Annotated in this window: 28 protein-coding genes; 14 read left to right on the top strand and 14 right to left on the bottom strand. The window is 70.6% G+C overall.

The features are described from left to right. Window positions 1-11: 11 nt before the first annotated feature. The 7 genes from RKE50_RS01540 to RKE50_RS01570 form a co-directional block, all read right to left on the bottom strand. Window positions 12-413 carry a CBS domain-containing protein gene (locus RKE50_RS01540; protein ID WP_350033826.1) on the bottom strand — a complete coding sequence of 134 codons (402 nt, stop codon included), beginning with the start codon at window positions 411-413 and terminating at the stop codon, window positions 12-14. Beyond that, window positions 410-760 (bottom strand): P-II family nitrogen regulator, encoded by a 351-nt coding sequence (locus tag RKE50_RS01545; RefSeq protein WP_350033827.1) that lies wholly within the window; start codon window positions 758-760, stop codon window positions 410-412. The genes RKE50_RS01540 and RKE50_RS01545 overlap by 4 nt, the downstream gene beginning before the upstream one ends. A 4-nt stretch (window positions 761-764) precedes the next feature. Continuing rightward, entirely contained in the window at window positions 765-1,571 is an 807-nt protein-coding gene (locus RKE50_RS01550; protein WP_350033828.1) for a DUF1538 domain-containing protein, read from the bottom strand. Then, on the bottom strand, window positions 1,568-2,305 hold the full coding sequence (locus tag RKE50_RS01555; protein WP_350033829.1) for a DUF1538 family protein: 738 nt from the start codon (window positions 2,303-2,305) through the stop codon (window positions 1,568-1,570). The genes RKE50_RS01550 and RKE50_RS01555 overlap by 4 nt, the downstream gene beginning before the upstream one ends. A 92-nt stretch (window positions 2,306-2,397) precedes the next feature. Beyond that, on the bottom strand, window positions 2,398-3,597 hold the full coding sequence (locus RKE50_RS01560; RefSeq protein WP_350033831.1) for a serine hydrolase domain-containing protein: 1,200 nt from the start codon (window positions 3,595-3,597) through the stop codon (window positions 2,398-2,400). Next, window positions 3,594-4,136 (bottom strand): GNAT family N-acetyltransferase, encoded by a 543-nt coding sequence (locus RKE50_RS01565; protein ID WP_350033833.1) that lies wholly within the window; start codon window positions 4,134-4,136, stop codon window positions 3,594-3,596. Before RKE50_RS01565 ends, RKE50_RS01560 begins: the two co-directional genes overlap by 4 nt. Before the next feature lie 29 nt (window positions 4,137-4,165). Continuing rightward, window positions 4,166-4,582 (bottom strand): DUF1330 domain-containing protein, encoded by a 417-nt coding sequence (locus tag RKE50_RS01570; RefSeq protein WP_350033835.1) that lies wholly within the window; start codon window positions 4,580-4,582, stop codon window positions 4,166-4,168. 96 nt (window positions 4,583-4,678) lie between these two features. On the opposite strand from RKE50_RS01570, the gene RKE50_RS01575 reads away from it, so the two are divergent. The 5 genes from RKE50_RS01575 to frdD all read left to right on the top strand — a co-directional run bounded on the left by RKE50_RS01575 (window position 4,679) and on the right by frdD (window position 9,484). Next, window positions 4,679-6,142, top strand: a complete 1,464-nt coding sequence (locus RKE50_RS01575; protein ID WP_350033837.1) for an amidase family protein — start codon at window positions 4,679-4,681, stop codon at window positions 6,140-6,142. An 85-nt stretch (window positions 6,143-6,227) separates the two neighbouring features. Next, window positions 6,228-8,003, top strand: coding sequence for a fumarate reductase (quinol) flavoprotein subunit (frdA, locus tag RKE50_RS01580; RefSeq protein ID WP_350033839.1), 1,776 nt, complete (start codon window positions 6,228-6,230; stop codon window positions 8,001-8,003). Continuing rightward, the gene (locus RKE50_RS01585; protein WP_350033840.1) at window positions 8,000-8,755 is read left to right on the top strand and encodes a succinate dehydrogenase/fumarate reductase iron-sulfur subunit; all 756 of its coding nucleotides are present in this window, start codon (window positions 8,000-8,002) and stop codon (window positions 8,753-8,755) included. The genes frdA and RKE50_RS01585 overlap by 4 nt, the downstream gene beginning before the upstream one ends. Further along, entirely contained in the window at window positions 8,748-9,146 is a 399-nt protein-coding gene (locus RKE50_RS01590; RefSeq protein WP_350033841.1) for a hypothetical protein, read from the top strand. The genes RKE50_RS01585 and RKE50_RS01590 overlap by 8 nt, the downstream gene beginning before the upstream one ends. Beyond that, a complete protein-coding gene (gene frdD, locus RKE50_RS01595) occupies window positions 9,143-9,484 on the top strand; it encodes a fumarate reductase subunit FrdD (protein ID WP_350033843.1) in 342 nt (113 codons plus the stop codon). The genes RKE50_RS01590 and frdD overlap by 4 nt, the downstream gene beginning before the upstream one ends. A gap of 85 nt (window positions 9,485-9,569) precedes the next feature. Here frdD and RKE50_RS01600 read toward each other — a convergent pair whose 3' ends face one another. After that, window positions 9,570-9,998 carry an FKBP-type peptidyl-prolyl cis-trans isomerase gene (locus RKE50_RS01600; RefSeq protein ID WP_350033844.1) on the bottom strand — a complete coding sequence of 143 codons (429 nt, stop codon included), beginning with the start codon at window positions 9,996-9,998 and terminating at the stop codon, window positions 9,570-9,572. Window positions 9,999-10,186: 188 nt separating this feature from the next. Here RKE50_RS01600 and RKE50_RS01605 point away from each other — a divergent pair, with 188 nt between their 5' ends. From RKE50_RS01605 to RKE50_RS01635, 7 genes are read left to right on the top strand one after another with little or no spacing between them, the layout of a single operon-like run. Continuing rightward, a complete protein-coding gene (locus tag RKE50_RS01605) occupies window positions 10,187-11,311 on the top strand; it encodes an AI-2E family transporter (RefSeq protein ID WP_350033845.1) in 1,125 nt (374 codons plus the stop codon). 10 nt (window positions 11,312-11,321) lie between these two features. Beyond that, entirely contained in the window at window positions 11,322-12,845 is a 1,524-nt protein-coding gene (locus tag RKE50_RS01610; protein WP_350033847.1) for an efflux transporter outer membrane subunit, read from the top strand. 9 nt (window positions 12,846-12,854) lie between these two features. Further along, on the top strand, window positions 12,855-13,991 hold the full coding sequence (locus RKE50_RS01615) for an HlyD family secretion protein (RefSeq protein WP_350033848.1): 1,137 nt from the start codon (window positions 12,855-12,857) through the stop codon (window positions 13,989-13,991). Further along, entirely contained in the window at window positions 13,991-15,034 is a 1,044-nt protein-coding gene (locus RKE50_RS01620) for a DUF2955 domain-containing protein (RefSeq protein WP_350033850.1), read from the top strand. Before RKE50_RS01615 ends, RKE50_RS01620 begins: the two co-directional genes overlap by 1 nt. Continuing rightward, complete coding sequence (locus RKE50_RS01625; RefSeq protein WP_350033852.1) at window positions 15,025-15,459, top strand: ion channel; 435 nt, start codon at window positions 15,025-15,027, stop codon at window positions 15,457-15,459. The genes RKE50_RS01620 and RKE50_RS01625 overlap by 10 nt, the downstream gene beginning before the upstream one ends. Continuing rightward, window positions 15,456-16,859: a class II fumarate hydratase gene (gene fumC / locus RKE50_RS01630; protein ID WP_350033854.1), complete on the top strand. Its 1,404-nt coding sequence runs from the start codon at window positions 15,456-15,458 to the stop codon at window positions 16,857-16,859. Before RKE50_RS01625 ends, fumC begins: the two co-directional genes overlap by 4 nt. Before the next feature lie 3 nt (window positions 16,860-16,862). Next, on the top strand, window positions 16,863-17,627 hold the full coding sequence (locus RKE50_RS01635; protein WP_350033855.1) for a hypothetical protein: 765 nt from the start codon (window positions 16,863-16,865) through the stop codon (window positions 17,625-17,627). Window positions 17,628-17,657: 30 nt separating this feature from the next. Here the strand turns inward: RKE50_RS01635 and RKE50_RS01640 are convergent, their stop codons facing one another. Then, window positions 17,658-18,038: a rhodanese-like domain-containing protein gene (locus tag RKE50_RS01640; protein WP_350033857.1), complete on the bottom strand. Its 381-nt coding sequence runs from the start codon at window positions 18,036-18,038 to the stop codon at window positions 17,658-17,660. A 67-nt stretch (window positions 18,039-18,105) separates the two neighbouring features. Then, window positions 18,106-19,083 carry a zinc transporter ZntB gene (locus tag RKE50_RS01645; RefSeq protein ID WP_350033858.1) on the bottom strand — a complete coding sequence of 326 codons (978 nt, stop codon included), beginning with the start codon at window positions 19,081-19,083 and terminating at the stop codon, window positions 18,106-18,108. Window positions 19,084-19,214: 131 nt separating this feature from the next. Between RKE50_RS01645 and RKE50_RS01650 the strand changes: the two genes are divergently transcribed. After that, window positions 19,215-20,663, top strand: coding sequence for a RimK family ATP-grasp domain-containing protein (locus RKE50_RS01650; RefSeq protein WP_350033859.1), 1,449 nt, complete (start codon window positions 19,215-19,217; stop codon window positions 20,661-20,663). Window positions 20,664-20,678: 15 nt separating this feature from the next. Here RKE50_RS01650 and RKE50_RS01655 read toward each other — a convergent pair whose 3' ends face one another. Beyond that, complete coding sequence (locus RKE50_RS01655; RefSeq protein WP_350033861.1) at window positions 20,679-21,146, bottom strand: GNAT family N-acetyltransferase; 468 nt, start codon at window positions 21,144-21,146, stop codon at window positions 20,679-20,681. A gap of 59 nt (window positions 21,147-21,205) precedes the next feature. On the opposite strand from RKE50_RS01655, the gene RKE50_RS01660 reads away from it, so the two are divergent. Next, window positions 21,206-22,159 (top strand): XdhC family protein, encoded by a 954-nt coding sequence (locus RKE50_RS01660; protein WP_350033862.1) that lies wholly within the window; start codon window positions 21,206-21,208, stop codon window positions 22,157-22,159. A gap of 4 nt (window positions 22,160-22,163) precedes the next feature. Here the strand turns inward: RKE50_RS01660 and RKE50_RS01665 are convergent, their stop codons facing one another. The 3 genes from RKE50_RS01665 to RKE50_RS01675 all read right to left on the bottom strand — a co-directional run bounded on the left by RKE50_RS01665 (window position 22,164) and on the right by RKE50_RS01675 (window position 25,407). After that, window positions 22,164-24,419 (bottom strand): xanthine dehydrogenase family protein molybdopterin-binding subunit, encoded by a 2,256-nt coding sequence (locus RKE50_RS01665; RefSeq protein WP_350033863.1) that lies wholly within the window; start codon window positions 24,417-24,419, stop codon window positions 22,164-22,166. Then, complete coding sequence (locus RKE50_RS01670) at window positions 24,416-24,871, bottom strand: (2Fe-2S)-binding protein (protein ID WP_350033864.1); 456 nt, start codon at window positions 24,869-24,871, stop codon at window positions 24,416-24,418. The genes RKE50_RS01665 and RKE50_RS01670 overlap by 4 nt, the downstream gene beginning before the upstream one ends. 86 nt (window positions 24,872-24,957) lie before the next feature. Then, window positions 24,958-25,407, bottom strand: a complete 450-nt coding sequence (locus RKE50_RS01675) for a cupin domain-containing protein (RefSeq protein ID WP_350033866.1) — start codon at window positions 25,405-25,407, stop codon at window positions 24,958-24,960. Window positions 25,408-25,450 lie beyond the last annotated feature (43 nt).

Raw genomic sequence — 25,450 nt, forward strand, 5'->3', positions numbered from 1 at the left:
ACGGAACCTGATCAGTGCGCGAGCAGGCCTTTAAGGACCATCTCCCGGTAGGTGACCACGCCGACAATGTCCTTGTTCTCGACCACGGGCGCCGTGGACAGGCCGAAGCGGGAGAACAGCCGGGCGCAATAGCGGATATTCATCGCCGGGGCGACGCCGATCACCGGCTTGGTCATGATCTCGTAGAGATTGACCCGGTCCGGCGCCCGGTCCCGCGCCAGCACCTGGTCGGCGATGTCGGCGAGGACGACGATGCCGGGCTCGTCGTCCTCGTGGCGGCGGTGAATGAACACCGTGTCGGCGTTCTCACGCACCATGGTGTCGATGGCCTCCTGCACGGTCGCGAGGCCCTCGAGACAGACGAAGCTGTACTGCATCACGTCGCGGACGCGGACGATCCTGCTGCTGCTCATAGGTCCTCCTCGATGCGTTCGGCAATCTCCGTGAACTGGTGAGAAATACCGACGGCATCCTCCACATCCACCTGCACCGCGACGCCGGTTCCCGAGGTGTCATCGAACTCCCCGACCCGGGCAATCTCCTCGAGAATCTGACGAGACAGGTGCTCCTCGACGAGGAAAAGCAGGACGTCCCGCTGGGTCTCCAGCGACAGACCGAGAAAGGTCTTCTTCTGCCTGAGTCCCTCGCCGCGCGCGTTGTTGATGACCGTCGCGCCGGTGGCACCCGCGGCGCGGGCGGCATCGAGGACGTCGTCAGAACGCGCGTCTTCCACAAAGGCCATGATCAGTTTGAAATGCATGGTGCTAGTTTACCTCCGTAGGTCCCGGATCGCGGCGCTCCCGGCGCCGGGCTCGCAGCTCGGAGAGCTGCGCGTAAGCCATGACGGTCATCATGGGAAACAGGCTGGCAAAGGCAATCAGGCCGAAGCCGTCGAGCAGCGGGCTGCGCCCGGGTACGGTTTCCGCGAGCCCGAGGCCCAGGGCCGCCACCAGCGGCACGGTCACCGTCGACGTGGTCACGCCCCCCGAATCATAGGCCAGGGGCACGATAAGCCGCGGCGCAAAAAAGGTCTGCAGCACCACCACGACATAACCCGTGATGATGAACCAATGGATCGGCGCGCCGATGATGATGCGGAAGGTGCCGAGGGTGATGCCCACGGCCACCCCGAGAGCTACCGCAAGGCGCAGCCCCCAGATGCCGATGGCGCCGCCGGAGACCTCGTTGGCCTTGATTGCCACCGCGATGAGCGACGGCTCGGCGATGGTGGTGCTGAAGCCCACGGCGAAGGCAAACAGGTACACCCAGCCGTAGTCCTCCCAGCCCAGCAGGCTAGCCACAGCACCGGGGCCGGCAATGAACTCCGGGGCCGTGAGCTGTGCGGCCATGACCCGGCCGAGCGGGAACAGGGCTTTCTCGAGGCCGAGCAGGAAGAGGGACAGGCCGATCAGCACGTAGAGAAAGCCGATGACGATGCGGCGCAGGTGCGGCGGCGGCTCTCGGATGACCAGAAACTGGAAGCCGAGCAGGACGGCGGCGATCGGCAGAACGTCGCGGATGGTGCCAACGGTGGTCGCCAGGAACTCCGCGAGCAGTGCCTCTACGTTCACGCGTAGAGCATCCCGTAGCCCATGACGAAGATCATCGGCGTCAGCGAGGCGAAGGCGATGAGGCCGAAGCCGTCGATCATCGGGTTGCGGCCGCGGATCGCCGACGCAAGGCCCACGCCCAGAGCGGTGACAAGGGGCACGGTAATCGTCGAGGTGGTCACACCGCCGCTGTCGTAAGCGATGCCGATGATCTCCTTCGGCGCGATGGCGGTCATGCAGACCACGAGCACATAGCCGCCGGCGATCATGAGATGAATCGGCCAGCCGCGGAGGATGCGCAGCACGCCGATGATGATCGCGATGCCGACGGACACGGCGACGGTCAGGCGCAGGCCGAGCGCATAGCGCGCCATGGACGCCTCGCTGTTGTCGATCATGCGGCCGTCCGCCGCGATGGCCGCCGCCTCGCCGGCGACGGCGATCAGCGCCGGTTCGGCGATGGTGGTGCCGAAGCCCAGGGCGAAAGCGAACAGCAGGAGCCAGAGCACCGAGCCCTTGCGCGCAAACGCGTAGGCCATGGACTCGCCGATGGGAAAAAGCCCGAGCTCGAGGCCGAAGATGAAGAAGGTCAGCCCGAGGACCACGAAGGCCAGGCCGAGGCCGAGCTCGAGCGCATTCGGCAGCGGCTGTCCGAGCACCAGCAGCTGGAAAACGAGTACCAGCAGCACCACCGGGGCGAGGTCGCGGAGGCTGCCAAGGGTGATCTTCAGGAAGGCGAGCAGGTTGTCGCGCAAGGGAACCCCGTCCCGGGTGAGAGCCCCTTCATGCTAGCGGGGCGGAGCGTATCGGGCCTTGAGGTCTGTCAAGGTTCCGGGGGCGGGCCCGGTCAGCGCAGGGCGGCGGCGAGGGCGTTGAAGAAGACGTACTCGTCGATGGCGTCCGTGCCCTCGGGCTTCGGCTGGGCGCTCCACAGGGCCACCACCAGCCGGTCCGCCGGGTGCACGTAGACGAACTGGCCGAAAATACCGATGGCAGCGTAGGCCCCCTCGTCGAGAGGCCACAACATGTAGCCGTATTCCACCGTCTCACCGCCGATGCGCTGGGGCCGGGTCGCCTCCTCGATCCAGCCGTCCGGCAGCGTCGGCGCACCCGCCACGACCGCACCCTCGAGCATGAACTGGCCGAAGCACGCGTAGTCCCGGAGCGTGGCCGACAGCCCGCTGCCGCCGATCTCCAGCCCGCCGGGGGCGGCGAGCCACCAGGTGGCATCCGTGGCCATGCCCGCGGGCTGCCAGATTTTCTCGGCGAGATACTCGGCCACGGGCCGGCCGGTGGCCGCTGCGACCAGGGCGCCGACCACCTGCGTTTCACCGGTGCTGTAGTTCCAGCGCGTTCCCGGCGCTGCCGCGCGCGGCAGCGAGGCCATGAGATCCAGGATGGCGCCGGGTTCCTGGGCCAGCTGCGCCTCGAGCATGGCCCGCCGGTCCGACGTCGGATCCGTGTAGGTCTCGTTCCAGCGCACGCCCGAGGCCATCTGCAGCAGCTGGCGCACCGTGACCCCCTCGTAGGCGCTGCCTTCGAAACGCGGCAGGTAGCGCTCGAGGGTGTCGTCCAGGCTGTCGATGTAGCCGTCGCGGATCGCCATCCCCACGAGCGTGGCGGTCATGGACTTGACCACCGACATGGACATCCAGCGCGTATCAGGGCCATTGCCGAGGCCGTAGTACTCGAAGGCCACCTCGCCCTCCTTGAGCACCAGCATGCCGGCCACGCGGTTGAGCGAGAGGTAGTCGTACAAGTCCCAGCGGCGGCCGCGGGACTCGAAATGGAAGTTGCCCAGCGGTTCGCCGGCCGGCGGCAGGGGCCGCGGCGTCCCCGCAGCGCGCACGGTCCGGGTGGGAAAGAGGCGGTGGATATTGCGAAAGGTATTGACCTGGATATCGGGCAGGAGCCGGCCGTCATAGACCTCGCGCACGGAGCCGATGGCTTCGTCCTCGTGCGGATAGGCGGCGCGGGCGGGAGACCCCAGCACCAGGAGGATACAGGCGAGGCACAGGCCCGGGCGGCGGAGCAGATTGCAGATCATGGATTGGTTCCCCCTGGACGGTCACGGAAGTAGAGGAGGCTTGCCGCGCCGCCGAGGCTGGCGGGCCGGCAATCAGCGTAGCCGAGCTTCTCGGCAATGCGGATCGATGCGCCGTTGTCCGGGTCGATCAGGCAGCAGGTGCGCTGCTGCGGCAGCTCGCGGTCCGCCCAGGCGAGCACAGCCGCCATGGCCTCGCTGGCGACACCGCGGCCATGGAAGGCCGGGGCAATGACCCAGCCGGCCTCGGGGATGCCGTCGATGGCAGGCTTGAGGTCGCGCTTGAAATCCGCGAGGCCCACCTGGCCGGCGAAGGTGCCGGTCGCCCGGTCCTCGACGGTCCAGTAACCGTAGCCGAGCAGGGCCCAGAGCCCCGGAAAGCGCAGCATGCGCGCCCAGGCTTCCGTGGGTGTGGAGGGCGTGCCGTCGATATAGCGCACCACCTCCTCGTCGCCCCAGAGCGCGGCGCAGCCGTCGAAATCGCCGGCCCGGGTTTCACGCAGGCGCAGCCGGTCGGTGAGCAGCTCCGGGGTCAGGCCCATGACTGTCGCTCGCCCGCGGCCACGGCGGGTCAGCCGGCGAAGCCCTCGCCGCCGGACCCTTCACCGAAACGCATGAGGCGGCTGTCCTCCACCGCCAGGGTGCGGTGGTGAACGATCGCCTGGTAATCGGGATTCGTGACCATCGCCATGAAGGCTCCGGCGTTCGGGTAGCGGGCCACGAAGGCGATATCCCACTGCTTGTCGTCAGGTCCGATCACCATGGCTTCCCAGGTGCCCCGCCAGACGATCTCGCCGCCGAGACCGCGGAAGATCGGCCCGCTGTACTCGCCGTAGCGCCGGTAAGCCTCGGCGCCGCTCACTGTCTCGCCGTCCGGATACTCCACCGTATCCTTGAGGCGGATGAGGTTGAGCATGAGGATCGGGCTATCCCGCGGCAGGGACTTGAAGGCGTCGAACTGCTCGCGGGTGGGGTCGATGTGGACCATGAGAGCGCTCCGTTTTTCCAGGCGACGGGCAAAGGCTGGATAGTCACCCGGGGCGGTGCTAACGTCAAATGCGCCGCGATTCCGACGGAGAACCCCATGCGCTGCGCCCGCCCCGCCCTCCTTGCGATGGCCCTTACCGCCTTTACGCCCTCGCTCACCCTCGCCGGGTCTGCCGGTTCCGCGCTCGACGCGGTGGATGCCGCCCTGGCGCGCATCGCGAAGACTGACGCGAGCTACGCCGCCGTGGTCGCCGTCGATGGCGCGGCCGCCCGCGCTGCCGCGACCGCGCAGGACGCCCTGGCGCCGGCCGAGCGCGCCCGCCTGCCCCTGGCCGGGCAGCCGGTGCTGCTCAAGGACAACATCGAGAGCCGGGAACTGCCCACCACGGCAGGCTCCCTGGCCCTTGCGGACAACCGCACCGGGCGCGACGCACCGCTGGTGGCGCAGCTGCGCGCTGCCGGCGCGATCGTGCTCGGCAAGACCAACCTTTCCGAGTGGGCGAACTTCCGCTCCTACCACTCGGTCTCCGGCTGGTCCGCCGTGGGCGGCCAGACCGTCAACGCGGTGGATCCCCGCCGCTCGCCCTGCGGCTCGAGCTCCGGCTCGGCGGTGGCCGTCGCCCTGGGCTACGTCGACATTGCCGTCGGTACCGAGACTTCCGGTTCCATCGTCTGCCCCGCCGCTGTCAACGGCGTGGTCGGCGTGAAACCGACGCACGGGCTGGTCGCCGGCGCCGGCATCGTGCCCATCGCCGCCAGCCAGGACACCGCTGGGCCGATCACCCGCACAGTCGCCCTGGCCGCCCGCACGCTGGCGGCCATGCTCGACCCGGCAGCCCCGGGAGCGGACGCGATCGCGGCGGGCCTCGCAGACGTCGAAGGGCTCGACAGCCTCGAAGGCCTGCGCATCGGCGTGTTCAGCAACACCACGGGCTATGCCGCCGAACGGGACCGGGAGCTCGACGCGGTGCTGGCACTCGCCCGGGCAGACGGCGCCAGCGTGATCCCCGGTCTCGGGATCGAGCGCTACGACGGCTTCAGCGACGATGCCGAAGCCGTGTTGCTCTACGAGTTCCGCCGCGACCTGGAGAACTACCTGGCGGGCCTGCCCAACGCCCTTGCCGGCCTCAACCTGGAAGACCTCATCGCCTTCAACACCGCTCACGCCGACCGGGAGTTACGCTACTTCGGGCAGGAGATCTTCCTGGCTGCCCGCGACCTTGACCTGGACGCGGCAGGCTACGAGGCCACCCGGGACCGGCGCCGCCGGCAGGCGCGGGAGGAGGGGCTCGACCGGCTTTTCGCGGAGGCTGAGCTCGACGTGCTTATCGGCATCACGGAGGGTCCCGCGTGGATGATCGACACGGTGAACGGCGACGCCTTTTTCGGCGAGAGCATGGCGTCCCTGCCGGCGATCGCCGGCAATCCGCACGTCACCCTGCCCCTGGGAACGGTGGACGGCCTGCCCCTGGGAATCTCCCTGGTGGGCCGTCGCGGCGAGGACCACGGGCTACTGCGTATCGCCCACCGCCTCGAGGCCCTGCACCGCGGCGGGCCCTGACCTGGATCAAGTGAAAGCCGTGCCGGCCTGACCGCCGGCGCCCGGCTTCGTTACACTTCCCCCTCGATCAGCGAGAGGCCCCGCCATGCGGCAGGAACGCTCAGACATCGTGATCATCGGCGGCGGCGGTGCCGGCCTGCGCGCGGCCATCGCAGCCGCCGAGGCGGACCCGACCCTCGACATCGCGCTCGTCTCGAAGGTCTACCCGATGCGCAGCCACACGGTGGCGGCGGAGGGCGGCTGTGCCGGCGTGGTCCAGGACCACGACTCCATCGACCATCACTTCGACGACACCGTTTCCGGCGGCGACTGGCTCTGCGACCAGGACGTGGTCGAGTACTTCGTGCGCCACGCGACGGAGGAGAACCTGCGCCTCGAGCACTGGGGCTGTCCCTGGAGCCGAAAGCCCGACGGCCGGGTGAACGTGCGCGCCTTCGGCGGCATGAAGATCGAGCGCACCTGGTTCGCCGCCGACAAGACCGGCTTTCACATCCTGCACACGCTGTTCCAGACCTCGCTCAAGTTCCCGTCCATCCGTCGCTTTGACGAGCTGTTCTGCACGGACCTGCTGGTCGCGGACGGGCACTGCGGCGGCGTTCAGGGTATCCACATGGCGAGCGGGGAAACGGTCGCGCTCCTCGCGCCCGCGGTGATCATCGCCACCGGCGGTGCCGCCCGGGTCTACCGCTACAACACGAACGGCGGCATCGTCACCGGTGACGGCATGGCCATGGCATACCGCCAGGGCGTGCCCCTGCGCGACATGGAATTCGTCCAGTACCACCCCACGGGGCTGCCGGGCTCCGGCATCCTGATCACCGAGGCCGCCCGCGGCGAGGGGGGCGTGCTGACCAACAGCGAGGGCTACCGCTACCTGCAGGACTACGGCCTGGGCCCGGAGACACCGCTCGGCGCACCGCAGAACAAGACCATGGAGCTCGGGCCCCGGGACAAGGTGAGCCAGGCCTTCTGGCACGAGTCCCAGGCCGGGCGCACGCTCAGCTTACCGCGCGGCGAGGCGGTCAACCTCGACCTGCGCCACCTCGGCGAGGCGCGGATCAACGAGCGCCTGCCTTTCATCCGCGAACTCGCCCGCACCTATATCGACGTCGACCCGGTGCACGAGCCCATCCCGGTGCGTCCCACGGCTCACTACACCATGGGCGGTATCCAGACCGACGGGCGCACCGCCACCGCCCTGCCCGGCCTGTTCGCCGCCGGCGAATGCGCCAGCGTGGGGCTCCACGGCGCCAACCGGCTGGGCTCGAACTCGCTGGCGGAGCTTTCCGTCTTCGGCCGCGTGGCCGGGGAGGCGGCGGCGGCGATGGCCCGCGCCGGCAGCACGCCCTCCGAAGGCGAACTGCTCGCCCAGGCGCGGGACAACGCGGCCCGCTGGGACGCGCTGCGCGCCACCCGCGGCACGGAGAAGCTCGCGGACCTGCGCAACGCCATGGCCGAGGCCATGGAGGAAGGGGTCGGCATCCAGCGTATGCCCGCCGCCATGGAAAAGACCGCGGCAACGCTCCGCGAACTCCGGGAGCGCTACGGGCAGCTGCGGCTCGAGGACGACAGCCTGGCATTCAACACCGAGTGGCTCTCGGCGATCGAGCTCGGCTTCCTGCTCGACGTGGCCGAGGCGATGACCGCGGCAGCGCTGGCCCGCCGCGAGTCCCGCGGCAGTCACCAGCGCCCCGAGGACTACCCGGCGCGGGACGATGGCAATTTTCTCAAGCACAGCCTGGCGCACTACGGCGGCACCGGAGCGCCCACTGTGGACTGGCAGGCCGTGAACATCACGCGCTCGCAGCCCGGTGAGCGCCTCTACGGCGGCGCCGCGCGGGCGAAGGAGGCGGCACAATGAGCGACAGCATCGCCATCTACGTGGCCCGCTACCGGCCCGGCAAGGACGAGGCGCCGACGGAGCAACGCTATGACGTGCCGTTCAGCGCGGACCTGTCGGTTCTCGAGGTGCTCAACTACATCAAGGACGAGCTGGACCCGACGCTGTCCTACCGCTGGTCCTGCCGCATGGCCATCTGCGGCAGCTGCGGCGTCATGATCGACGGCGAGCCCCGCCTCGGCTGCAAGACCTTCCTGCGTGAGTTCGCGGACCGGGGCGAACTGCACCTGCGGGCCCTGGACCACTTCCCGGTGGAGCGCGACCTCGTCGTCGACCTCGAGGGCTTCATGGACCACCTGGAAACGGTGAAGCCCTGGATGTTCCACGAGGCCGAGCGCCCGCTGGCGGAGGGCGAATACCGGCAGACACCGGCGGAACTCGAGCGCTACCAGCAGTTCAGCCAGTGCATCAACTGCGGCCTGTGCTACGCCGCCTGCCCGCAGTTCGGACGCGACGACAGCTTCCTGGGGCCGGCGGCGCTGACCCTGGCGCTGCGCTACAACCTAGACTCGCGCGACGAGGGCAGCGCCGAGCGCATGCCGGCCCTCAACGCGGACGAGGGGGTCTGGCGCTGCACGTTTGTCGGCTACTGCTCCGAGGTGTGCCCCAAGGACGTCGACCCGGCGCAGGCCGTGAACCGCGGCAAGGTGGCCTCCACCATCAACTACGGGCTGAACCTGCTTCGGCTGGCGGGAGGCAAACGCGATGCGTAAACCCTGGCGACCGGCGCAGCGCTGGAACTGGTGGCAGCACAACCGGGCCTACCGCCGCTACCTGCTGCGGGAAGCGACGGCGCTGCCGCTGTTCGTCTACGCCCTGGTGCTGGTGAGCGGCCTCTATCGCTACACGCAGGGGCAGCTGGCCTTCACGCGCTGGCTCGAAGCGCTGCAAGCGCCGGGCTGGCTCGCGTTCCACGCGCTTGCCGCGGCGGCCTGTGTTCTTCACGCGGTCACCTGGATCGAGCTCGTGCCCAAGCTGCTGGTGGTGCCGGGCATCAGCGGTACCACGATCAAGCGCGGCCACCAGGTCGCGGCGCTGATCGGGTCTGCCGTCATCGTCGGGGCGGCCCTCGCCAGCTGGCCCCTCGGGGGGGGCGGGTCGTGAAGCGGTCCAACGAACCCATCGCCTGGAGCCTGTTCGGCGCCGGCGGCATGCTGCTGGCCCTCATCGGGCCGGGGCTGGTGTTCGCCACGGGGTTCCTGCTTCCCTTCGGCGAACCGGTCGCCACCTGGCACGCCGTGGATAAGTTCATTGCCCACCCGCTGGGCAAGCTGTTTCTCCTCGCCGTGATCGCCCTGCCGCTGTACCACACGGTGCACCGGCTGCATCACGGGTTGCAGGAGCTGCACGTCCCCCTGCCCCACCGCCTGGCCGCGCTGCTCTGCTACGGCAGCGCGACCGTGCTGACCATCGCCAGCGCCAGCTGGCTGCTGGTGCGCTAGCCCTGTCCCGGTCACCCGCCCGGGCAACGGGCAGAGGGGACGGTCAGAGAACGCCGGGGCGGATACTCGACGGCGGTGCCTCGAGTCAGACGATCTCGACCAGCTCGATGTCGAAGGTCAGTTCCTCACCGGCCAGCGGGTGGTTCGCGTCGACGGTGATTTCCGCATCGCCCACCTCGGTAACGACGAGGTTCATGACCTGGCCGTCCGCACTCTTGCCCTGGAGCTGCATGCCCACAGCGGGTGCGATGTCGTCCGGCAGGGCGCTCTTCGGCACCTCCTGCACGAGCTGCTCGTGCCGGGGGCCGTAGGCCTCCTCCGGCGGAATCTTCACGGATTTGCTTTCGCCGACGGCCATGCCTTCCACGGCCTTGTCGAAGCCGGCGATGACCATGCCACCGCCCACGGCAAACTCGAGGGGGTCGCTCCCTTCCGAGGTATCGAACTGGGTACCGTCGTTGAGCGTGCCGCTGTAGTGGATGCGCACGGTGTCACCCGCCTGTGCCTGTTTCATGCTTCTGCCTCCTCCGGGCTTGGCTGTGGACCCGGTGTCATTACCAGGCATTCGATAACCCTAACAGACCCCGCGGGGCACGCGAAACCGCGCCCTGGTGCCGTGCTAACATCCTCCGGGGCACAACGACCGGTCGGACGCTGCCCGGAGACAAGAACCCATGGGGAACCAGTAAAGGGGAGCACGCCATGACCACGGAGCACCGCGGCGGTCCGGTCATCGAAACGGTTGTGCAGGTTGCGCTGCTAGCCCTCCTCGCCTACGCCTGCGCGCACATCCTCTCGCCCTTCGCCAACCTGCTGCTCTGGGCGCTGATCCTCGCGGTGACCCTGAACCCGCTGAACCGGCGCCTCGCCGGCGCTATCGGCGTCCGCCAGGGGCATGCCGCCACGCTGCTCGTCTTGACCATCGTCGTCCTCATCGGCACGCCGACGGTGCTGCTGACCGTCTCTCTCGCGGGCGACGTGGTCAGCGGCTACCGCGCCTTCGAGGCGGGCACCCTGGAGGTGCCGCCGCCGCGGGATGCGGTCGCTGCCTGGCCCGTGATCGGCCCGGAGCTCCACGCCGCCTGGACCGAGGCTGCCGCCGATTTCTCCGAGTTCCTCGACGAGCACGGGGAGCAGCTGCGCAGCATCGCGCGCTGGGCCATGGGCGCGGCCGGCAGTTCCGTGGCCACGCTGCTGTTCTTCACCGGCGCCTTCATCATCGCCGGCGTCATGATGGCCTATGCGGACAGCGGCACGGGCGCCCTGCAGCGCCTCTGCTGCCGCGCTGCCGGGGAGGAGCGCGGCACGCGACTGCACACCCTGGCCGTGGCTACCACCCGCTCGGTCGCGGCCGGCGTGGTCGGCGTCGCCTTCATCCAGGCCGTGCTGTTCGGCGTGGGTTTCCTGCTCGCGGACGTCCCCGCTGCCGGGCTCCTCGCCCTGGCCGCGCTGATCCTCGGTATCGTGCAGATCCCCGCGCTCATCTTCACCCTGCCGGCGATCGCCTGGCTCTGGATCGGCAGCGACCACGGCACCCTCGCCAACACGGTCTTCACGGTCTACTTCTTCCTGGCGGGCCTGGCGGACAATATCCTGAAGCCGCTGCTGCTGGGCCGCGGTGTCGATGCGCCCATGCCCGTCATTCTTCTCGGCGCCCTCGGCGGCATGGTCAGCAGCGGCCTCATGGGCCTGTTCACCGGCGCCGTTCTGCTCGCCGTGGGTTACCAGCTGCTCATGGCCTGGGTCGACCGGACCGCGCCGGCGGCGGCCGGGGGGCCCGTTCCCGGGCCCGAGCCAGAGCCGGCAGCCGGCCAGGACGGCGCCTGATCCGCCGACCATGCGTGTCGCACGGCAGCTGACGCTCGCGCTGGCACTGGGAACCGGTGCCGCCTGCGCGCCGCTGGGCCCCGACTTCCGGGAGCCCGAGGTCGCCTGGCTGGCAGCCTGGCAGCCGTCGCTCTACGGGCAGGTTGACGGCAGCGACCCCGCTTTCGAGGACAGCCTCGCCCACTGGTGGGACCGCTTCGAGGATCCGCAGCTGGCGTCGCTCCTGGCGCTCGCCCGCCGCGACAACCCGGGGTTGCGCAGCGCGGGCCTGCGGGTCCTCGAGGCCCGCGCGACCCTTGGGATTGCCAGCGGCAGCCGCTACCCGCAGCTGCAGCGCATCGAGGCCAGCGCCTCGATCGCCGGGGTCGACGACAGCTCGGGCCTGTCACCGGACCGCAGCGACACCAGCGCCAGCCTCGGCCTGTCCCTGGCCTGGGAGCTCGACTTCTGGGGCCGTTTCCGCCGCGCCGTGGAGGCGGCGGAGGCGGCGAGCTTCGCCTCCATCACCGCCCAGCGCGATGCCCAGCTGCTGCTGACCGCAGAGGTGGCCGCGCGCTACTACGGCTACAAGACCACCCTGCGGCGCATTCGGGTGGCCCGGCAGAACGTCAAGGTGCAGGCGCGCAGCCTCGAGATCACGACGCGCCTTTACGACGAGGGGCAGACCTCCGAGCTCGACCTGCAGCAGGCCAAGGTGCAGTACCTCGGCACCCGCGCCGGCATCCCCAGCCTGGAGATCGCCCTCGCCCGCCAGCGCAACGCGCTGGCCGCGCTCCTCGGCCGCCCGCCCGGGGACATCCCGGGCCTCGAGGGCATCGACGACAGCCTGCCGGCGGTCTCACCAGAGGCGATCCCGGCGCTGCCGGCGCGGCTCCTCGCCCGCCGCCCGGACGTGCGCACGGCCGCCTGGCAGGCCGCGGCGCAGAGCGCGCGCATCGGCATCGCCGCCGCGGATCTCTACCCGGCCATCGGCCTGGCCGGCAGCGTCGGCTGGTCCGGAAGCTCCCTGGCGCTGTCGCCGGACCGCACGGTGCTCGCCGCCGGGCCCACCTTGCGCTGGAACATCCTCAACTACGGCCGCCTCGAGAACGCGGTGCGCGTGGAGGATGCGCGGCTGCAGCAGGCTCTCGAAGGCTACCGGGCGGCGGTGCTCACGGCGGCCCGGGAAATCGACGACGCGGCCGTGCAGGTCGTGAAGACCGCCGAGCGCCAGGGAGACCTCGATGCCTCCCTCGACGCCGCCGAGCGCTCCCTCGCCCTGGCCACCCGCCGTTACCAGGAGGGTTACTCCGGGTTCCAGCGAGTCCTCGACGCGCAGCGCGCCCTCGCCGCACAGGCGGACCGCGCCATCAGCAACCAGGGCGACCACCTGCAGGCGGTGATCCAGCTCTACGCCGCCCTCGGCGGCGGCTGGGAGCCCGCCACGGCCGAGACGCTGCTGCCCGCGGAGACCCGGGAGCAGCTTCGGGCCCGCGGCGCCTGGGACCATCTCATCGACGCGGCGCCGGCGGACCCGCCGGCCCACCAGGAGTAGGATGACGCCATGACCGAGCCCGACACGCCGGCGCCGGAAGCGCCCCCCGAAGAGACCCGGGAGCCGGCCCCGCCCCCGGCCGGGCGCCGCGGCGGCCTGCTGCTCCTCGCCTTCATCATCGTGAGCCTGGGCTGGTACCTGCTGGCGGACCGCTACACGCCCTACACCAGCCAGGCGCGGGTGCAGGCCTACGTGGTCGGGGTCGCGCCCAAGGTTGCCGGCAAGGTTACCGCCGTGCTGGTCGGCAACAACGAGCGCGTAAGCCAGGGACAGCCGCTCTTCCGCATCGACGACAGCCAGTACGCGATCGCCGCCGAGGGCGCCCGGGCCGACCTCGCCAACGTCCGCCAGCAGGTGCGCGCCGGGGAGGCGGCGGTTACCACCGCCCGGGCCAACCTGCGCGCCGCCGAGGCCAACCGGGAGAAGGCGGAAAAGGACGCGCGGCGGCTGCGGCGGCTGCGTGAGGACGACCCGGGCACGGTCTCCCTGCGCCGGCTCGAAATCTCCGAGGCCAGCCTGGAGGCGGCCAGGGCCCAGGTGGCCGCGGCCCAGTCCGAGATCCAGCGGGCCATCGACGCCATGGGCGGCGCGGGCGACGACAACACCCAGCTGGCGGCGGCCAGGGCCCGGGTCGCGAAGGCGGAACTCGACCTCGCCAACACCACCGTGGTCGCCGAGAGCGACGGCTTCGTGACCGACCTGCGGACGGAGGTCGGGCAGTTCGCCGGCACCGGCAACCCGGTGCTCACGCTGATCGCCCTCAACGACCTGTGGATCGACGCCGCCTTCACCGAGAACAACCTCGGCCACCTGGCGCCGGGCACGCCGGTGGAGGTGGTTCTCGACGTGCTGCCCGGGCGCGTCTACCCGGGGCGCATCCGCGGTATCGGCCGGGGTGTCAGCGGCAGCCGCGAGGCCCAGGCCGGCAACCTGCCGACGCTGCGCTCGAGCCGCGACTGGCTGCGCCCCGCGCAGCGCTTCCCGGTGCAGGTGGCCTTCGACGAACCGCTGCCCGCCGAGTTCCGCGCGCAACTCCTGGTCGGCGGCCAGGCCTCGGTGATCGCCTACGGCGAGGGCTCGGGGCTGCTCGTGCCCCTCGGCAAGCTCTATATCCGCCTCGCCAGCCTGCTCTCCTACGCCTACTGATGGATCCGCTCGAGGCCCGCCGCCGCAGTCACCGCCTCGCCGCGTCAACCGCGCTCGCCATCGCGGCGGGCTACGGCCTGGCGCTGCCGCTGCCCTACCTCGCTGCGCTCTTCGCCGTGTTCCTGACCAGCGGCGCCAGCGAGGCCCCCCGGGCGAAGCGCATCGTCGTCATCCTGCTTGCCCTGGCGCTGACCCTCGGCATCGGCGTGATCCTCGGCACGCTCGCCAGCACCTATCCCGCGACCGGCCTCGCGCTGATGGCCGCGGGCATTTACCTCAGTACGCGCATTGCCACCAGCGAGGGCAAGGCGCCCGCCGGCATGCTCCTGTCCATCGGCTGTGCAGTCATCCCGGCCATCGCCGCCGTTGACCCCGGCCTTGCCGCCACCCTGATCCAGGCCATGGTCCTGGCCATGGCTGTTGCCCTGCTCTGCCAGGTCGTGGCCTTCGCCCTCTTTCCCGCCACTGGCCCGGCGCCGGCACCCCCGCCGCCCCCGGCGCTCGCCGACAGCCAGTGGATCGCCCTGCGCGCGACGCTGTTCATGGTGCCCCCGGTCGGGCTGCTGCTCCTGGACCCCACCTTCTACCTGCCCGTGGCCATGAAATCACTGCTCCTGTCGCGGGAGGCCTCTGCCGTCAGCGCCCGGGCGGCGACCCGGGAGCTGCTCACCTCGACCCTCGCTGGCGGCGCCGGGGCCGTGCTGTTCTGGCTGCTCCTCGGCCTTGCACCGACCCTGTGGTTCTTCACCCTCTGGACCGCGGTCTTTACCGGCTACACGGGCTACCGCCTTTACGGCCTCGCGCCGACCCGCCACGGCCCGTCCTGGTGGGTGAACGCCCTCGTGACCCTGCTCATCCTGCTCGGCGCGGCGGTACAGGACAGCGCCGCGGGCAGGGACGTCTACCAGGCTTTCGCGCTGCGCATGGCGCTGTTTCTCGGCGTTACCGGCTACGCCATAGTGGCCATGGCAGCGCTCGAACGCTGGCGCGAGCAGCGCCGCGCCGCGCCCACCCGTACCCCGGAGGCCGTACCGTGCTCCTGAACCTGCTCCTCGGCGTGCCTGTCATGGCCGTCTGCCTGATCCTCCAGTCCACGCTCGTGGTGTTCGCCCTGCGCTTCTACGTCAACCGGCAGGCCAACATCCGTGACCACGCGCTGGGCTCGGCGCTGAAGATCCTCACCGTGGTGATGCTCATCCTGATCTTCGGCAACCTCGCCCAGGTCGCCGCGTGGGCCGCGCTGTTCGTGTTCATCGGCGAATTCGACGAACTCTCCGTGGCCGTCTACCATTCGGCCGTGAACTTCGCGACCCTCGGCTACGGTGATATCGTCATGTCCGAACGGCACGCGCTGCTCGGCCCCCTCGAAGCCATCAACGGCATTCTCATGGTCGGCATTTCCACCGCCGCGCTGATGCAGACCTTCCAGCACGCCCTGCGCCGGGTCCTCGGCGGCCCCTCGCTGTGAACACGCGCGAGGAACAGGACGCCCTGGGCACGGTGGCGGTACCGGCGGAGCGCTACTGGGGTGCGCAGACCCAGCGCGCCCTGGGCAACTTCTCCATCGGCGACCAGCGCATGCCGCTCCCGCTGGTCCGCGCCCTCGGCCTGGTGAAGTACTGCGCAGCGCGCTGCAACGGCGAGCTCGACGCCCTGCCCGCGGACATCGCGGACGCCATCGCCCGCGCCGCCCGGGAGGTAATGGACGGGCGCTGGGACGATCACTTCCCGCTCCCGGTGTGGCAGACCGGCTCCGGCACCCAGTCGAACATGAACGCCAACGAGGTCATCGCCAACCGCGCCTGCGAGCTCCTCGGCGGCACGCTCGGCAGCCGCGACCCGGTGCACCCCAACGACCACGTCAATCGCGGCCAGTCCTCGAACGACACCTTCCCCACGGCCATGCATATCGCCGCGGCCCGGGAGGCGCACGAACGCCTGCTGCCCGCCCTGGCGCGACTCGAACAGGCCCTCGCCGGCCATGCCCGCGCCTGGGCGGGAATCAACAAGATCGGCCGCACACACCTGCAGGACGCCACGCCCCTCACCCTGGGGCAGGAGTTTTCCGCCTTCGCCGTACAGGCCCGGTCAGGGCGCCACCGCGTCGAGGCGGCCCTCGACGACGTCTACGCGCTCGCCCAGGGCGGCACCGCGGTCGGCACGGGCCTCAACTGCCCGGCCGGCTTCGCCGAGCGCTTCGCAGCCCTCGTCGCCGGGGAAACCGGGCTGCCCTTCCGCACGGCACCGAACAAGTTCGAGGCCCTTGCAGCCCACGACGCGCTGGTGCAGCTCTCCGGGGCACTGAACACCCTCGCCGTCAGCCTCGGCAAGCTGGCCAACGACGTGCGCCTGCTCGCCTCCGGCCCGCGCTGCGGTATCGGCGAGCTCCGGCTTCCGGCCAACGAGCCCGGCTCCTCGATCATGCCCGGCAAGGTCAACCCGACGCAGGCCGAGGCCCTCGGCATGGTCTGCGTACAGGTCATCGGCAACCACGCGGCGGTCACCGCCGCGGGGCTGCAGGGACAGCTGCAGCTCAACACCTTCAAGCCGGTGATCATCCACAACGTGCTCACCAGCATCGCCCTGCTCGCCGACGCCGCGGACAGCTTCACCGAGCGCTGCCTCGCGGGGATGGCGCCGGAGCGGGAGCGGATCGCCATGCACCTCGAGCAGTCGCTCATGCTGGTCACCGCCCTGGCCCCGGCCATCGGCTACGACCGCGCCGCGGCCATCGCCAAGCGCGCCCACGCGGAGGGCACGACCCTGCGCGAGGCGGCCCTCGCCGACGGCGCCGTGGACGGGGAGACCTTCGACCGGCTGGTGGACGTGGACGCCATGACCCGGCCCGCGGACCGGGACGACGACTGAGCCGTGCAGCTGCCCCGCTTCGTTCCCGAGGACCTGCGCCAGCTCGCCCGCTTCGTGCCGGCCCGGGGCTGGGATGCCATCGAGTGGAAGCCCCTGCTGGGCAGCCTGCGCTCTGTCAGCTGGCGTTTCGTCAGCGGCTCGGGGGTGGAGAAACTGCGCGAAGGGCTGGCGGCCCGGGACCCGGGCGTGGAACTGGCCGCGGACCTGGACGGCCTCCGGCCGCTCCCGGCGGTGGACGGGCCGCGGCTGCGCAAGCGCTGCGGCGACGCCCTGCTGCGGCTCTACTTCGCGCAGTGGCTCAACGAGGACGGTCTCTTCCTGGATCTGCGCAGCCAGCGCTTCGCCATCGACGGCCAGGCGCTGGTGTTCGCCCCGAACGGGCTCTGGGTGCAGCTCCGCCCGGCGTTCCGCGAGGGCATGGCCGACATCTACCGGGGCTTCTACAGCGCTGACGAGGCCCTGCTCGAAAGGGCGCTCCTCGCCACCGGCATGCTCCGGGAGGGGCTCCCCGATACCGCCCGGGACGAGCTGTTCGGCCTGCTGCGGCAGCACTTCGGCATCAGCCAGTCGCGGCAGCACTTCGCCATCGACAGCTTCAAGGCGTCCTTCGACGAGCTCTTCGATTTCTTCCTGGCCCACGACTACACGCTGCACAGCGATTTCGTCTGGGTCGGTTTCTACCTGATCACCCTGTACCTAGCCCTCGAGGAGGGCCGGCAGGCGCACGACGTGCGCGCGATCTGCGAGGAGGTGCTCCTCCCCGCTTGAAACCCCGCCCCGGCAGCCTGCCCGGGCGGTCTATTCGAAATCCGGCAGCGCGGGTTTCACCAGTGCCTTGCCCGCCTCCCGCCAGGCGTCGATGCCGCCGGCGATGGAGGCCACGTGGAGGTAGCCCATCTCCTGCATGGCGACGGCCGACAGCGCGGCGCGGCCGCTGGTCTTGCAGTAGACGAGCACGCGGCGGGTGCGATCTTCCAGGTCCGGGTCGGCGGTGAGCTTGAACTCGAGCATGCCGCGCGGGATGTTCACGGCGCCTGGCAGGTGATCCTCGCGGAATTCCTCCGGCTCGCGCACGTCGATCAGCAGGTCGATATCGGCGAGGGACGCCTCGGCCTCGGCGGGAGTCACCTCGTGGATCTTCGCCTTGGCGTCGGCGACGAGGTCGTGGGCTGTCTTCACGGGTCGCTCCTGTTCATGGATCAGGCTGCAGTCTAGCTGCAGCGCCGGCCTGGCCAAATGATCCCGGTCAAAGCCAGCGCCGGAGGCGGAAAACCACGAACACCAGCACCGCCGCCACGACGCAGCCCCCGGCGACGACCCAGAAGGCGCTCTCGTTCTCCACGCCGGGCATGCCGCCGACGTTGATGCCCATGAGCCCCGTAAAGAAGCCCAGGGGCAGGAACAGTGCGGCGACGAGGGACAGCAGGTACATGCGGGCGTTCAGCTGCTCCGACAGGCGCGCGGCGAGCTCGTCGTGGGAGACCGCGGCGCGCTCGCGGACCTCGTCGATGGCCTCGACCAGGCGCACCTGCCGATCGGCAATCTCGCGCAGGCGCAAGCGGTCGAGCTCGCCGATCCACGGCAGCGGCTCCGTTGCCAGGCGGGCCAGGGCCTCGCGCTGGGGGGCCAGGTAGCGACGGATAGCGATGGTGCGCTTGCGCAGGCGGCCCAGGGTCGCGCGCAGCGAGCTGGTGTCGTCGAGCAGCAGGTCCTCCTCGACGCCGAGCACCGCATCCTCGAAACCCTCAATGCTGTCGCTCATGCGCTGCACCAGGCGGTCGAGCCAGGCGACGAGCAGCGCCGCCGCGGATTCGGGGCCTTCGCCGGCGCGCAGCACGGCGAGCATGTCTTCCGTGGACTGCAGCCGGCGGCGGCGCACGGTGATCACGCGCTCACCGTCGCTCCAGAGGCGCAGCGAGACCATGTCCTCCGGGTCCTCCCCCGGGTTCAGGTTGATACCCCGCACCGTGAGCAGGAGATTGTTGGCCCGCGTCAGCACCCGGGGCCGGGTCTCCTCCATGAGCAGACCGTCGATGGCGATGTCGTTGAGACCGCTGTGCCCTTCCAGGTAAGCGCGGGTCGAGGGCTCGTCCAGCCGAAGGTGCACCCAGAGGCAGCCGCTGCCGGGGCGCCAGGCCAGGACCTCGTCCCAGGAGACTTCCCGGGCGCCGCCGGCGCCGTCGAGTTGCAGGGCGTGGATCACACCCTCCGGCCAATCCTCCATCGTGATTCCCCCCGGGGCTTGTCTCGCAAAAATACCATTTGTCGTCACCTGCTGCCTGTGCTACTTACGCTGCCGAGGGCGCAAGGTCGCGCGGCCACAATGGTGAGCGCAACGTCCTGGAAACTTCGCATATGCGCAAGACGCTCATCGTTGTCGACGATGAAAGCTGCCTCCCGGCCGACGCCGGCGAACACTGGCTCACCTTCCAGGCCTACCTGGAAGACTACCCCCGCGCCGGGGAGCCCCCGACGCGACTGATCAACCTCTGCGACACGGCCCAGTACCTGAGCCGTGGTTACTACTGCTCGCTCCTCGCCGAGGCGCGGCAGCACGCCGCCCTGCCGAGCGTCGAGACCATCAACGACCTGCGCCAGCGCGAGGACGAGCCCGGGCCGCTGCTGCTGCCCGCCGGCAAGGATACCCGCCAGGTGAGCGAGGCGCCCGCGGAAACAGCGCTGGTGTTCTTCGGCCAGTGCAGCGACGCCGCCTGGCAGGGTGTCGCCCGGCAGGCCTTCCGCCGCTACCCGGCGCCGATCCTCATCCTGCAGCGCGAGAACAGCGGCGCGGTACGCATCGGCCGCGGCAGCTTCGCCAACCTGGAGAACGAGGAACGCGGGCAATGCCTGGTCGCCCTCGAGCGCTTCACCAGCCGGGTCTGGCGCGCGCCGCCGGCGGACAAGCGGCTGCGCTGGGAGATGGCCATCCTCACGGACCCGGGCGAGAGCAGCCCGCCGAGCGACGCCGGTGCGCTGCGCCGCTTCATCGCCGCCGCCGCCGCGGTGGGCATCCGCGCGGAAACGATCAGCCACGACCAGGCGGACCCGATCAGCCGCTACGACGCCCTGTTCATCCGCGAGACCACGGCCATCGACCACGCCAGTTACCGGCTGTCGCGACGCGCCGAGCGCGAGGGGCTGGTGGTGATGGACGATCCGCGCTCCATCCTGCGCTGCTGCAACAAGATCTTCCTGCACGACGCCTTCAGCTACCAGGGCGTGCCGGCGCTGCCCACCCTCGTGGTGGGCGCGGCGACAGAGAGCGAACTGGACCGCATCGAGGCCGCCCTGGGCTACCCGGTGGTGCTGAAGCTGCCCGAGGGTTCCTTCTCCCGCGGGGTGTTCCGCATCCACGACCGGCCCGAGCTGCGCCAGCGCCTCGGCGAGCTGCTGGAGGAGACCACCCTGGTGCTGGCCCAGGCCTACTGCTTCACGGCCTTCGACTGGCGCATCGGCATGCTCGCGGGACGGCCCATCTACGCCTGCCGCTACCACATGGCGCGCAACCACTGGCAGATCTACCACCACGGCCGGCGCCGGGACAGCTCCGGCGGCTTCGATACGCTGCCCACCTTCGAGGCGCCCCCCAAGGTGCTGCAGGCGGCGACCCGCGCCGCCGCCGTGGTCGGGGACGGTCTGTACGGGGTGGACCTGAAGGAACGCGACGGCCAGGTCTACGTCATCGAGGTGAACGACAACCCGAGCATCGAGCGCGGCGTCGAGGACCGCTACCTGGGCGACGAGCTGTATGCGCTGATCATGGCCGAGTTCGCCCGGCGCCTGGAACTCCGCGGCCGGGGCTAGCCCGGCGGGTGTCCTTCAGCTGTCCAGGCACTTCTCGAGCCGCAACCCGTCCCCGCCGCCTTCGTAGTAACCCGGCAGCCGCTCGCGCTCGCCGTAGCCCGCGGCGCGGTAGAGCGCCCGTGCCGGCCCGTTGGTCACGGCCACCTCGAGGCGTGCCACCGTGTAGCCGCGTTCGCGGGCTGCGCTTTCCAGCGCCGCCAGCAGCCGGCCGCCCAGTCCGCTGCCGCGCGCCCCGGGCGACACAGCCAGCGAATAGACGCGCGCTACCCGCCCGGCCCGGTGCAGGCTGGCCAGACCGTAGGCAACGACCGCGCCGGCGCTTTCCGCCACGAGGCAGCAGGCATGGGGCACGCGAAGCCAGCGGCGCAGGGCGCGGCGGCTGAGCCGGTCGCCCGTGAAGCTCTCTGCCTCGATGGCCAGCAGGCCGGGCAGGTCGGCGGGGTGCGCGGGGCGCAGCGTGATCGAGGGTCGAGAGGTCACCATGGGCGCGACTATAATCGAGGGCCCCGGGGCGGTCACTGCCCCGCCGGCAGAGAGCATGGATGGAACACCGGGATCAGCAGGTCCTCGACTTCGCCCACGAGCATAGCGCGCACGGCGCCTGGCTGGTGACGATCATCGCCGCCAGCGGCTCCTCGCCGCGGCCCGTGGGTTCGCTCCTCGCCTGCGCCGACGACGGCACCCGCGCCGGTTCCGTCTCCGGCGGCTGCGTGGAGGAGGACCTCCTCGAACGCCTCGCGGACGGCGAGTTCGCCGGCCACCGCGCGGCGCAGGTGGAGTACGGCGTGAGCGCCGAGGAAAACGCCCGCCTCGGCCTGCCCTGCGGCGGCCGGCTCATCCTGCTGCTGCAACGCCTCGGGCCCGGGGACCGGTCCTGGCTCGCGGCCCTGGGCGCGGCCATCCGGGAACGTCGCTGCCTCTGTCGCAGCGTGGCCCTGGCGAGCGGCGAGACGACCCTCGCTGACGATGACACAGCGGCGCTGCCACAGCTGGGCGAGGGCATCTTCCGCCAGGTCTTCGGACCCCGGCAGCGCCTGCTCCTGGTCGGCGCCGGCGAACTGGCCGCCAGTCTCGCCGAGCTGGCGCTGGCCATGGACTACGAAGTGCTGGTCACGGACCCGCGGCAGAGCGCCCTGGACCAGTGGAGCGGACCCGCGGTCCCGCTGCTGCAGGGCATGCCCGACGACATCGCCCGGGAGCACGCCGCCGACCGGCACTCGCTGGTGATCACCCTCACCCACGACCCGCGCATCGACGACATGGCGCTCATGGAGGCCCTGGAAAGCGAGGCGTGGTACGTGGGCGCGCTGGGCTCGCGGCGCACCACCGAGGCGCGCCGTGAGCGCCTGCTTGCACTGGGTGTGCCGGAGACCGCGCTGGCGCGGCTGCATGCCCCCGTGGGTCTGCCCATCGGCAGCAAGACACCGCTGGAGATCGCCGTGGCGATCATGGCGGAACTGGTGCAGCTGCGCCACCGGGGACCGGCGGCGGCCTGAACCGTCAGGCGCGGAGCTGCTCGCCGATGGGCAGTTCGCGGATGCGCTTGCCGGTCGCTGCAAAGATCGCATTGCACAGCGCCGGCGCGAAGGGCGGCGTGCCCGGCTCGCCGACGCCGGCGGGCGGCGCGTCGGAGTCGACCACCTCCACGCTGATGGACGCCGGCGCCTCCGGCATGCGCGCCACCGGGTAGTCATCGAAGTTGCCCTGTTCCACGGCGCCGTCCTTGACGGTGATCGCCGAGTGCAGCGCGTAGCTCAGGCTGAACACCGACGCTCCCTCCATCTGGTTGCGCACCGAGTCGCGGTTGACCACCGTGCCGGCATCCACGGCGACCCAGGTGCCCGGGATGCGCAGGCTGCCGTCCTCGGCGACGGCGACCTCGACCACGGTCGCGACGTAGGTGAGGAAGCTGCGATGCACCGCCAGGCCCAGGCCGGACCGGGCCGGCAGTTCGCGACCCCAGCCCGCCATGTCGGTGGCGCGGCGCAGCACGTGCTTCAGGCGGCCGGTGTCGAAGGGGTACTCGTCGAAGTCGGCGCCGTAATTGTCGAACTTCGAGCCCTCGGCCTCGAAGTCGATGACGCGGTCCGGGCCGATGGCCTCGAGGAGGAAGTCGCGGTGGTCGCGGCCGGCCTTGTGGGCCATCTCCGCCAGGAAGGACTGCAGCGCGAACACGTGGTAGATGTTGGCCACGGAGCGCATCCAGCCCGTGCGCACCTGCGCCGGCGCGCGGCCCGTCTCGGCCTGGATGTGCGGAATGGCCAGCGGCGCGTCGGAGAGCCCCAGATCCGTCTCGAAGCCCGGCACCTCGGCGCCGGCCTCGAAGGTGGCGTTGATGGTCGGGAAGGTCGAGCGGTGACGCAGGGCCGTGAGCCGGCCGCCGTCGTCCAGCGCCGCCTCCAGGCGCTGCGCGCTCACCGTGTGGAAGAAGCCGTGGCGGATGTCGTCCTCGCGCTGCCACTGCACGCGCACCGGGCGGCCGCTCTTGTAGGCGAGCCAGGCAGCCTCCGCGGAAAAATCGGGCTTGGACTTGCGGCCGAAGGCGCCGCCGAGGAGCGTGACGTGCACCTTCACTTTCTCCGGCGGCAGGTCGAGGAGGCCGGCGATCAGGGACTGGTCAGCCTGCGGATTCTGGGTCGCCGCCCAGACTTCCATGACACCGTCTTCGAAGCGGGCCGTGGCCGAGGGCGGCTCCATGGGCGCCTGGGCCAGGTGCGGCACGTAGTATTCGGCGCTGTGCCGCCGCTCGTCGCCGGCCTCGGCCAGCGCGGCCTCCACGTCGCCCTTGCTGCGGTGCACGTCCCCGGATTCCCGGCAGGCGGTCTCGAGGCGGCCGCGGAAGCTGGCCGAGTCATAGCTTGCGTTCGGCGAATCGGTCCAGCTGATGTCGAGCTTGTCGCGGCCCAGCTGCGCGGCCCAGGTGTGCTCGGCGAGCACCGCCACGCCGCCCAGCGGGTTGAAATCCACGGGGTTCTCCGTGAGCGAGGGCATGCGGATCACGTCCACCACGCCGGGCACCTCGCGCGCGGCACTGTCGTCGACGGAAGCCACGTCGGCAAGCACGACGGGGGGCCGGGCGATCATGGCCACCAGGGTGCCGGGGAGGCGCACGTCGGCGGCAAAGGTCGCGCGGCCGCTGACGATGTCCTGCATGTCGACGATCGCCTTGCCCTTGCCGATGTAGCGCCAGTCCTTGCGGTCCTTGGGCGTGACGTCCGTCGGCGGTTCCCGGCCGGCAACGGCCTCGACCAGCTCGCCGTAGTCCAGGCTTCTTCCGCTGGCATCGTGGTAGACGCGGTGCTGCTCCGCCCGGCAGCTGCCGGGTTCCACGCCCCAGCGCTCGGCCGCAGCGTCCCGGAGCATCCGGCGCACGGTGGCGCCGACCAGGCGCAGCCGCTCGAGGTTGAAGCGGATGCTGCGCGAGCCGTCCGTGTTCTGGTCGCCGTAGCGCTTGTCGCCGAGGGCCTGGGCGATGGTGATGCGGTCCCAGTCGGCCTCGAGCTCGTCGGCGACGATCTGCGCCACCGCCGTGCGGGCGTGCTGACCCATCTCGGAGCGGTGGCAGGTGATTTCCACGGTGCCGTCGGGCTGGAGGGCGACGAAGAGGCGCGCTTCGCTGTCCGCGGCGGCCGCCTCCGAGGCGATGGCGCCGGGCACGGCCCGGCGGCCGAGGAGCGGGACGGCGAACACGGCGGCGCCGGCGACCGCCGTCGTGCGCAGGAAGCGCCGGCGGGAAAGATCGAAGTAATCGGTCATGACGCGGGCTCCGCGAGATCGAGGAGGGCGGCCTTGATGCGCGGGTAGGTGCCGCAGCGGCAGATGTTGCCGGCCATGGCCTCGTCGATCGCGTCCGTGTCCGGCGACGGGTTCTTCGCCAGCAGCGCCGCCGCCTGCATGATCTGCCCGGGCTGGCAGTAGCCGCACTGGGGCACTTGGTGCTTCGCCCAGGCCTGCTGTACCGGGTGGTCCGCGTTCTCGGCGAGGCCCTCGATGGTGGTGACGGCCTTGCCCTCGGCGGCGGCGACGGAGGTGACGCAGCTGCGCACGGCCTCGCCGTCGAGGTGTACGGTACAGGCGCCGCAGAGCCCGGCGCCGCAGCCGTACTTGGTGCCGGTCAGCGTGGCGACGTCACGCAGGTACCAGAGCAGCGGCAGCGTGCCGTCGCCCTCGACGCTGTGCGCCTCGCCGTTGATGGTGAACTCGATCATCAGCCTCTCCCGGAGCTTCCCGAAACGATCAGGCTCCCTACCCTAGCGCGTCATGGGTCGCGTTGCGACCGGCATGGCGACGGGCGCTACAGGCCGGAACCGTCGGCGGAGTAGATCACCCAGATCTTGGTGTAGCCGTCGGTCTCCCAGACGCCGGTCCACTCCTTCGGAATGGTCACCGCCTCGCCCGCCTCGATCTCCATGACCGTGCCGTCACTGGAGGTCAGCGTGACGCCGCCCTCGAGGAAGTACATGAACTCGTCGACCCCGTAGGGCTCGTCGATTTCCCAGCGCGAGGGGCCGGCGCGGTACATGCCGGAGGCGAACTTGCCGTCGCTCGATTTCAGCGACGTGATGTCGAGGACCGAGCCGTTCTCCGATACCAGCGTCTCGGGGCTGTCGAAGAGTCCACCCGCGAGGTCTTCCCGGCTCATTTCTGCCGGGTGGGTGGCCTCCTCGGCGGCAACGGGCAGGGCGGCAAGGGGCAGCGCGGCGGCGAGGATGCCGGTGGCGACCAGGGACTTGGTGCGAAGCATGGGAACCTCCTGGGTTCGGGTCAGTGATTGAAGCCGGCGTACC

The organism is Pseudohaliea sp., from assembly GCF_040217025.1.
Lineage (GTDB): Bacteria > Pseudomonadota > Gammaproteobacteria > Pseudomonadales > Halieaceae > Pseudohaliea.

Bases quoted from the DNA above. Each gene is read 5' to 3' on its own strand.
- RKE50_RS01540 (WP_350033826.1), bottom strand. From the start codon at position 413: ATGAGCAGCAGCAGGATCGTCCGCGTCCGCGACGTGATGCAGTACAGC.
- RKE50_RS01545 (WP_350033827.1), bottom strand. From the start codon at position 760: ATGCATTTCAAACTGATCATGGCCTTTGTGGAAGACGCGCGTTCTGAC.
- RKE50_RS01560 (WP_350033831.1), bottom strand. From the start codon at position 3,597: ATGATCTGCAATCTGCTCCGCCGCCCGGGCCTGTGCCTCGCCTGTATC.
- RKE50_RS01565 (WP_350033833.1), bottom strand. From the start codon at position 4,136: ATGGGCCTGACCCCGGAGCTGCTCACCGACCGGCTGCGCCTGCGTGAA.
- RKE50_RS01570 (WP_350033835.1), bottom strand. From the start codon at position 4,582: ATGGTCCACATCGACCCCACCCGCGAGCAGTTCGACGCCTTCAAGTCC.
- RKE50_RS01575 (WP_350033837.1), top strand. From the start codon at position 4,679: ATGCGCTGCGCCCGCCCCGCCCTCCTTGCGATGGCCCTTACCGCCTTT.
- frdA (WP_350033839.1), top strand. From the start codon at position 6,228: ATGCGGCAGGAACGCTCAGACATCGTGATCATCGGCGGCGGCGGTGCC.
- RKE50_RS01585 (WP_350033840.1), top strand. From the start codon at position 8,000: ATGAGCGACAGCATCGCCATCTACGTGGCCCGCTACCGGCCCGGCAAG.
- RKE50_RS01590 (WP_350033841.1), top strand. From the start codon at position 8,748: ATGCGTAAACCCTGGCGACCGGCGCAGCGCTGGAACTGGTGGCAGCAC.
- RKE50_RS01600 (WP_350033844.1), bottom strand. From the start codon at position 9,998: ATGAAACAGGCACAGGCGGGTGACACCGTGCGCATCCACTACAGCGGC.
- RKE50_RS01605 (WP_350033845.1), top strand. From the start codon at position 10,187: ATGACCACGGAGCACCGCGGCGGTCCGGTCATCGAAACGGTTGTGCAG.
- RKE50_RS01610 (WP_350033847.1), top strand. From the start codon at position 11,322: ATGCGTGTCGCACGGCAGCTGACGCTCGCGCTGGCACTGGGAACCGGT.
- RKE50_RS01615 (WP_350033848.1), top strand. From the start codon at position 12,855: ATGACCGAGCCCGACACGCCGGCGCCGGAAGCGCCCCCCGAAGAGACC.
- RKE50_RS01620 (WP_350033850.1), top strand. From the start codon at position 13,991: ATGGATCCGCTCGAGGCCCGCCGCCGCAGTCACCGCCTCGCCGCGTCA.
- RKE50_RS01645 (WP_350033858.1), bottom strand. From the start codon at position 19,083: ATGGAGGATTGGCCGGAGGGTGTGATCCACGCCCTGCAACTCGACGGC.
- RKE50_RS01650 (WP_350033859.1), top strand. From the start codon at position 19,215: ATGCGCAAGACGCTCATCGTTGTCGACGATGAAAGCTGCCTCCCGGCC.
- RKE50_RS01655 (WP_350033861.1), bottom strand. From the start codon at position 21,146: ATGGTGACCTCTCGACCCTCGATCACGCTGCGCCCCGCGCACCCCGCC.
- RKE50_RS01660 (WP_350033862.1), top strand. From the start codon at position 21,206: ATGGAACACCGGGATCAGCAGGTCCTCGACTTCGCCCACGAGCATAGC.
- RKE50_RS01665 (WP_350033863.1), bottom strand. From the start codon at position 24,419: ATGACCGATTACTTCGATCTTTCCCGCCGGCGCTTCCTGCGCACGACG.
- RKE50_RS01670 (WP_350033864.1), bottom strand. From the start codon at position 24,871: ATGATCGAGTTCACCATCAACGGCGAGGCGCACAGCGTCGAGGGCGAC.
- RKE50_RS01675 (WP_350033866.1), bottom strand. From the start codon at position 25,407: ATGCTTCGCACCAAGTCCCTGGTCGCCACCGGCATCCTCGCCGCCGCG.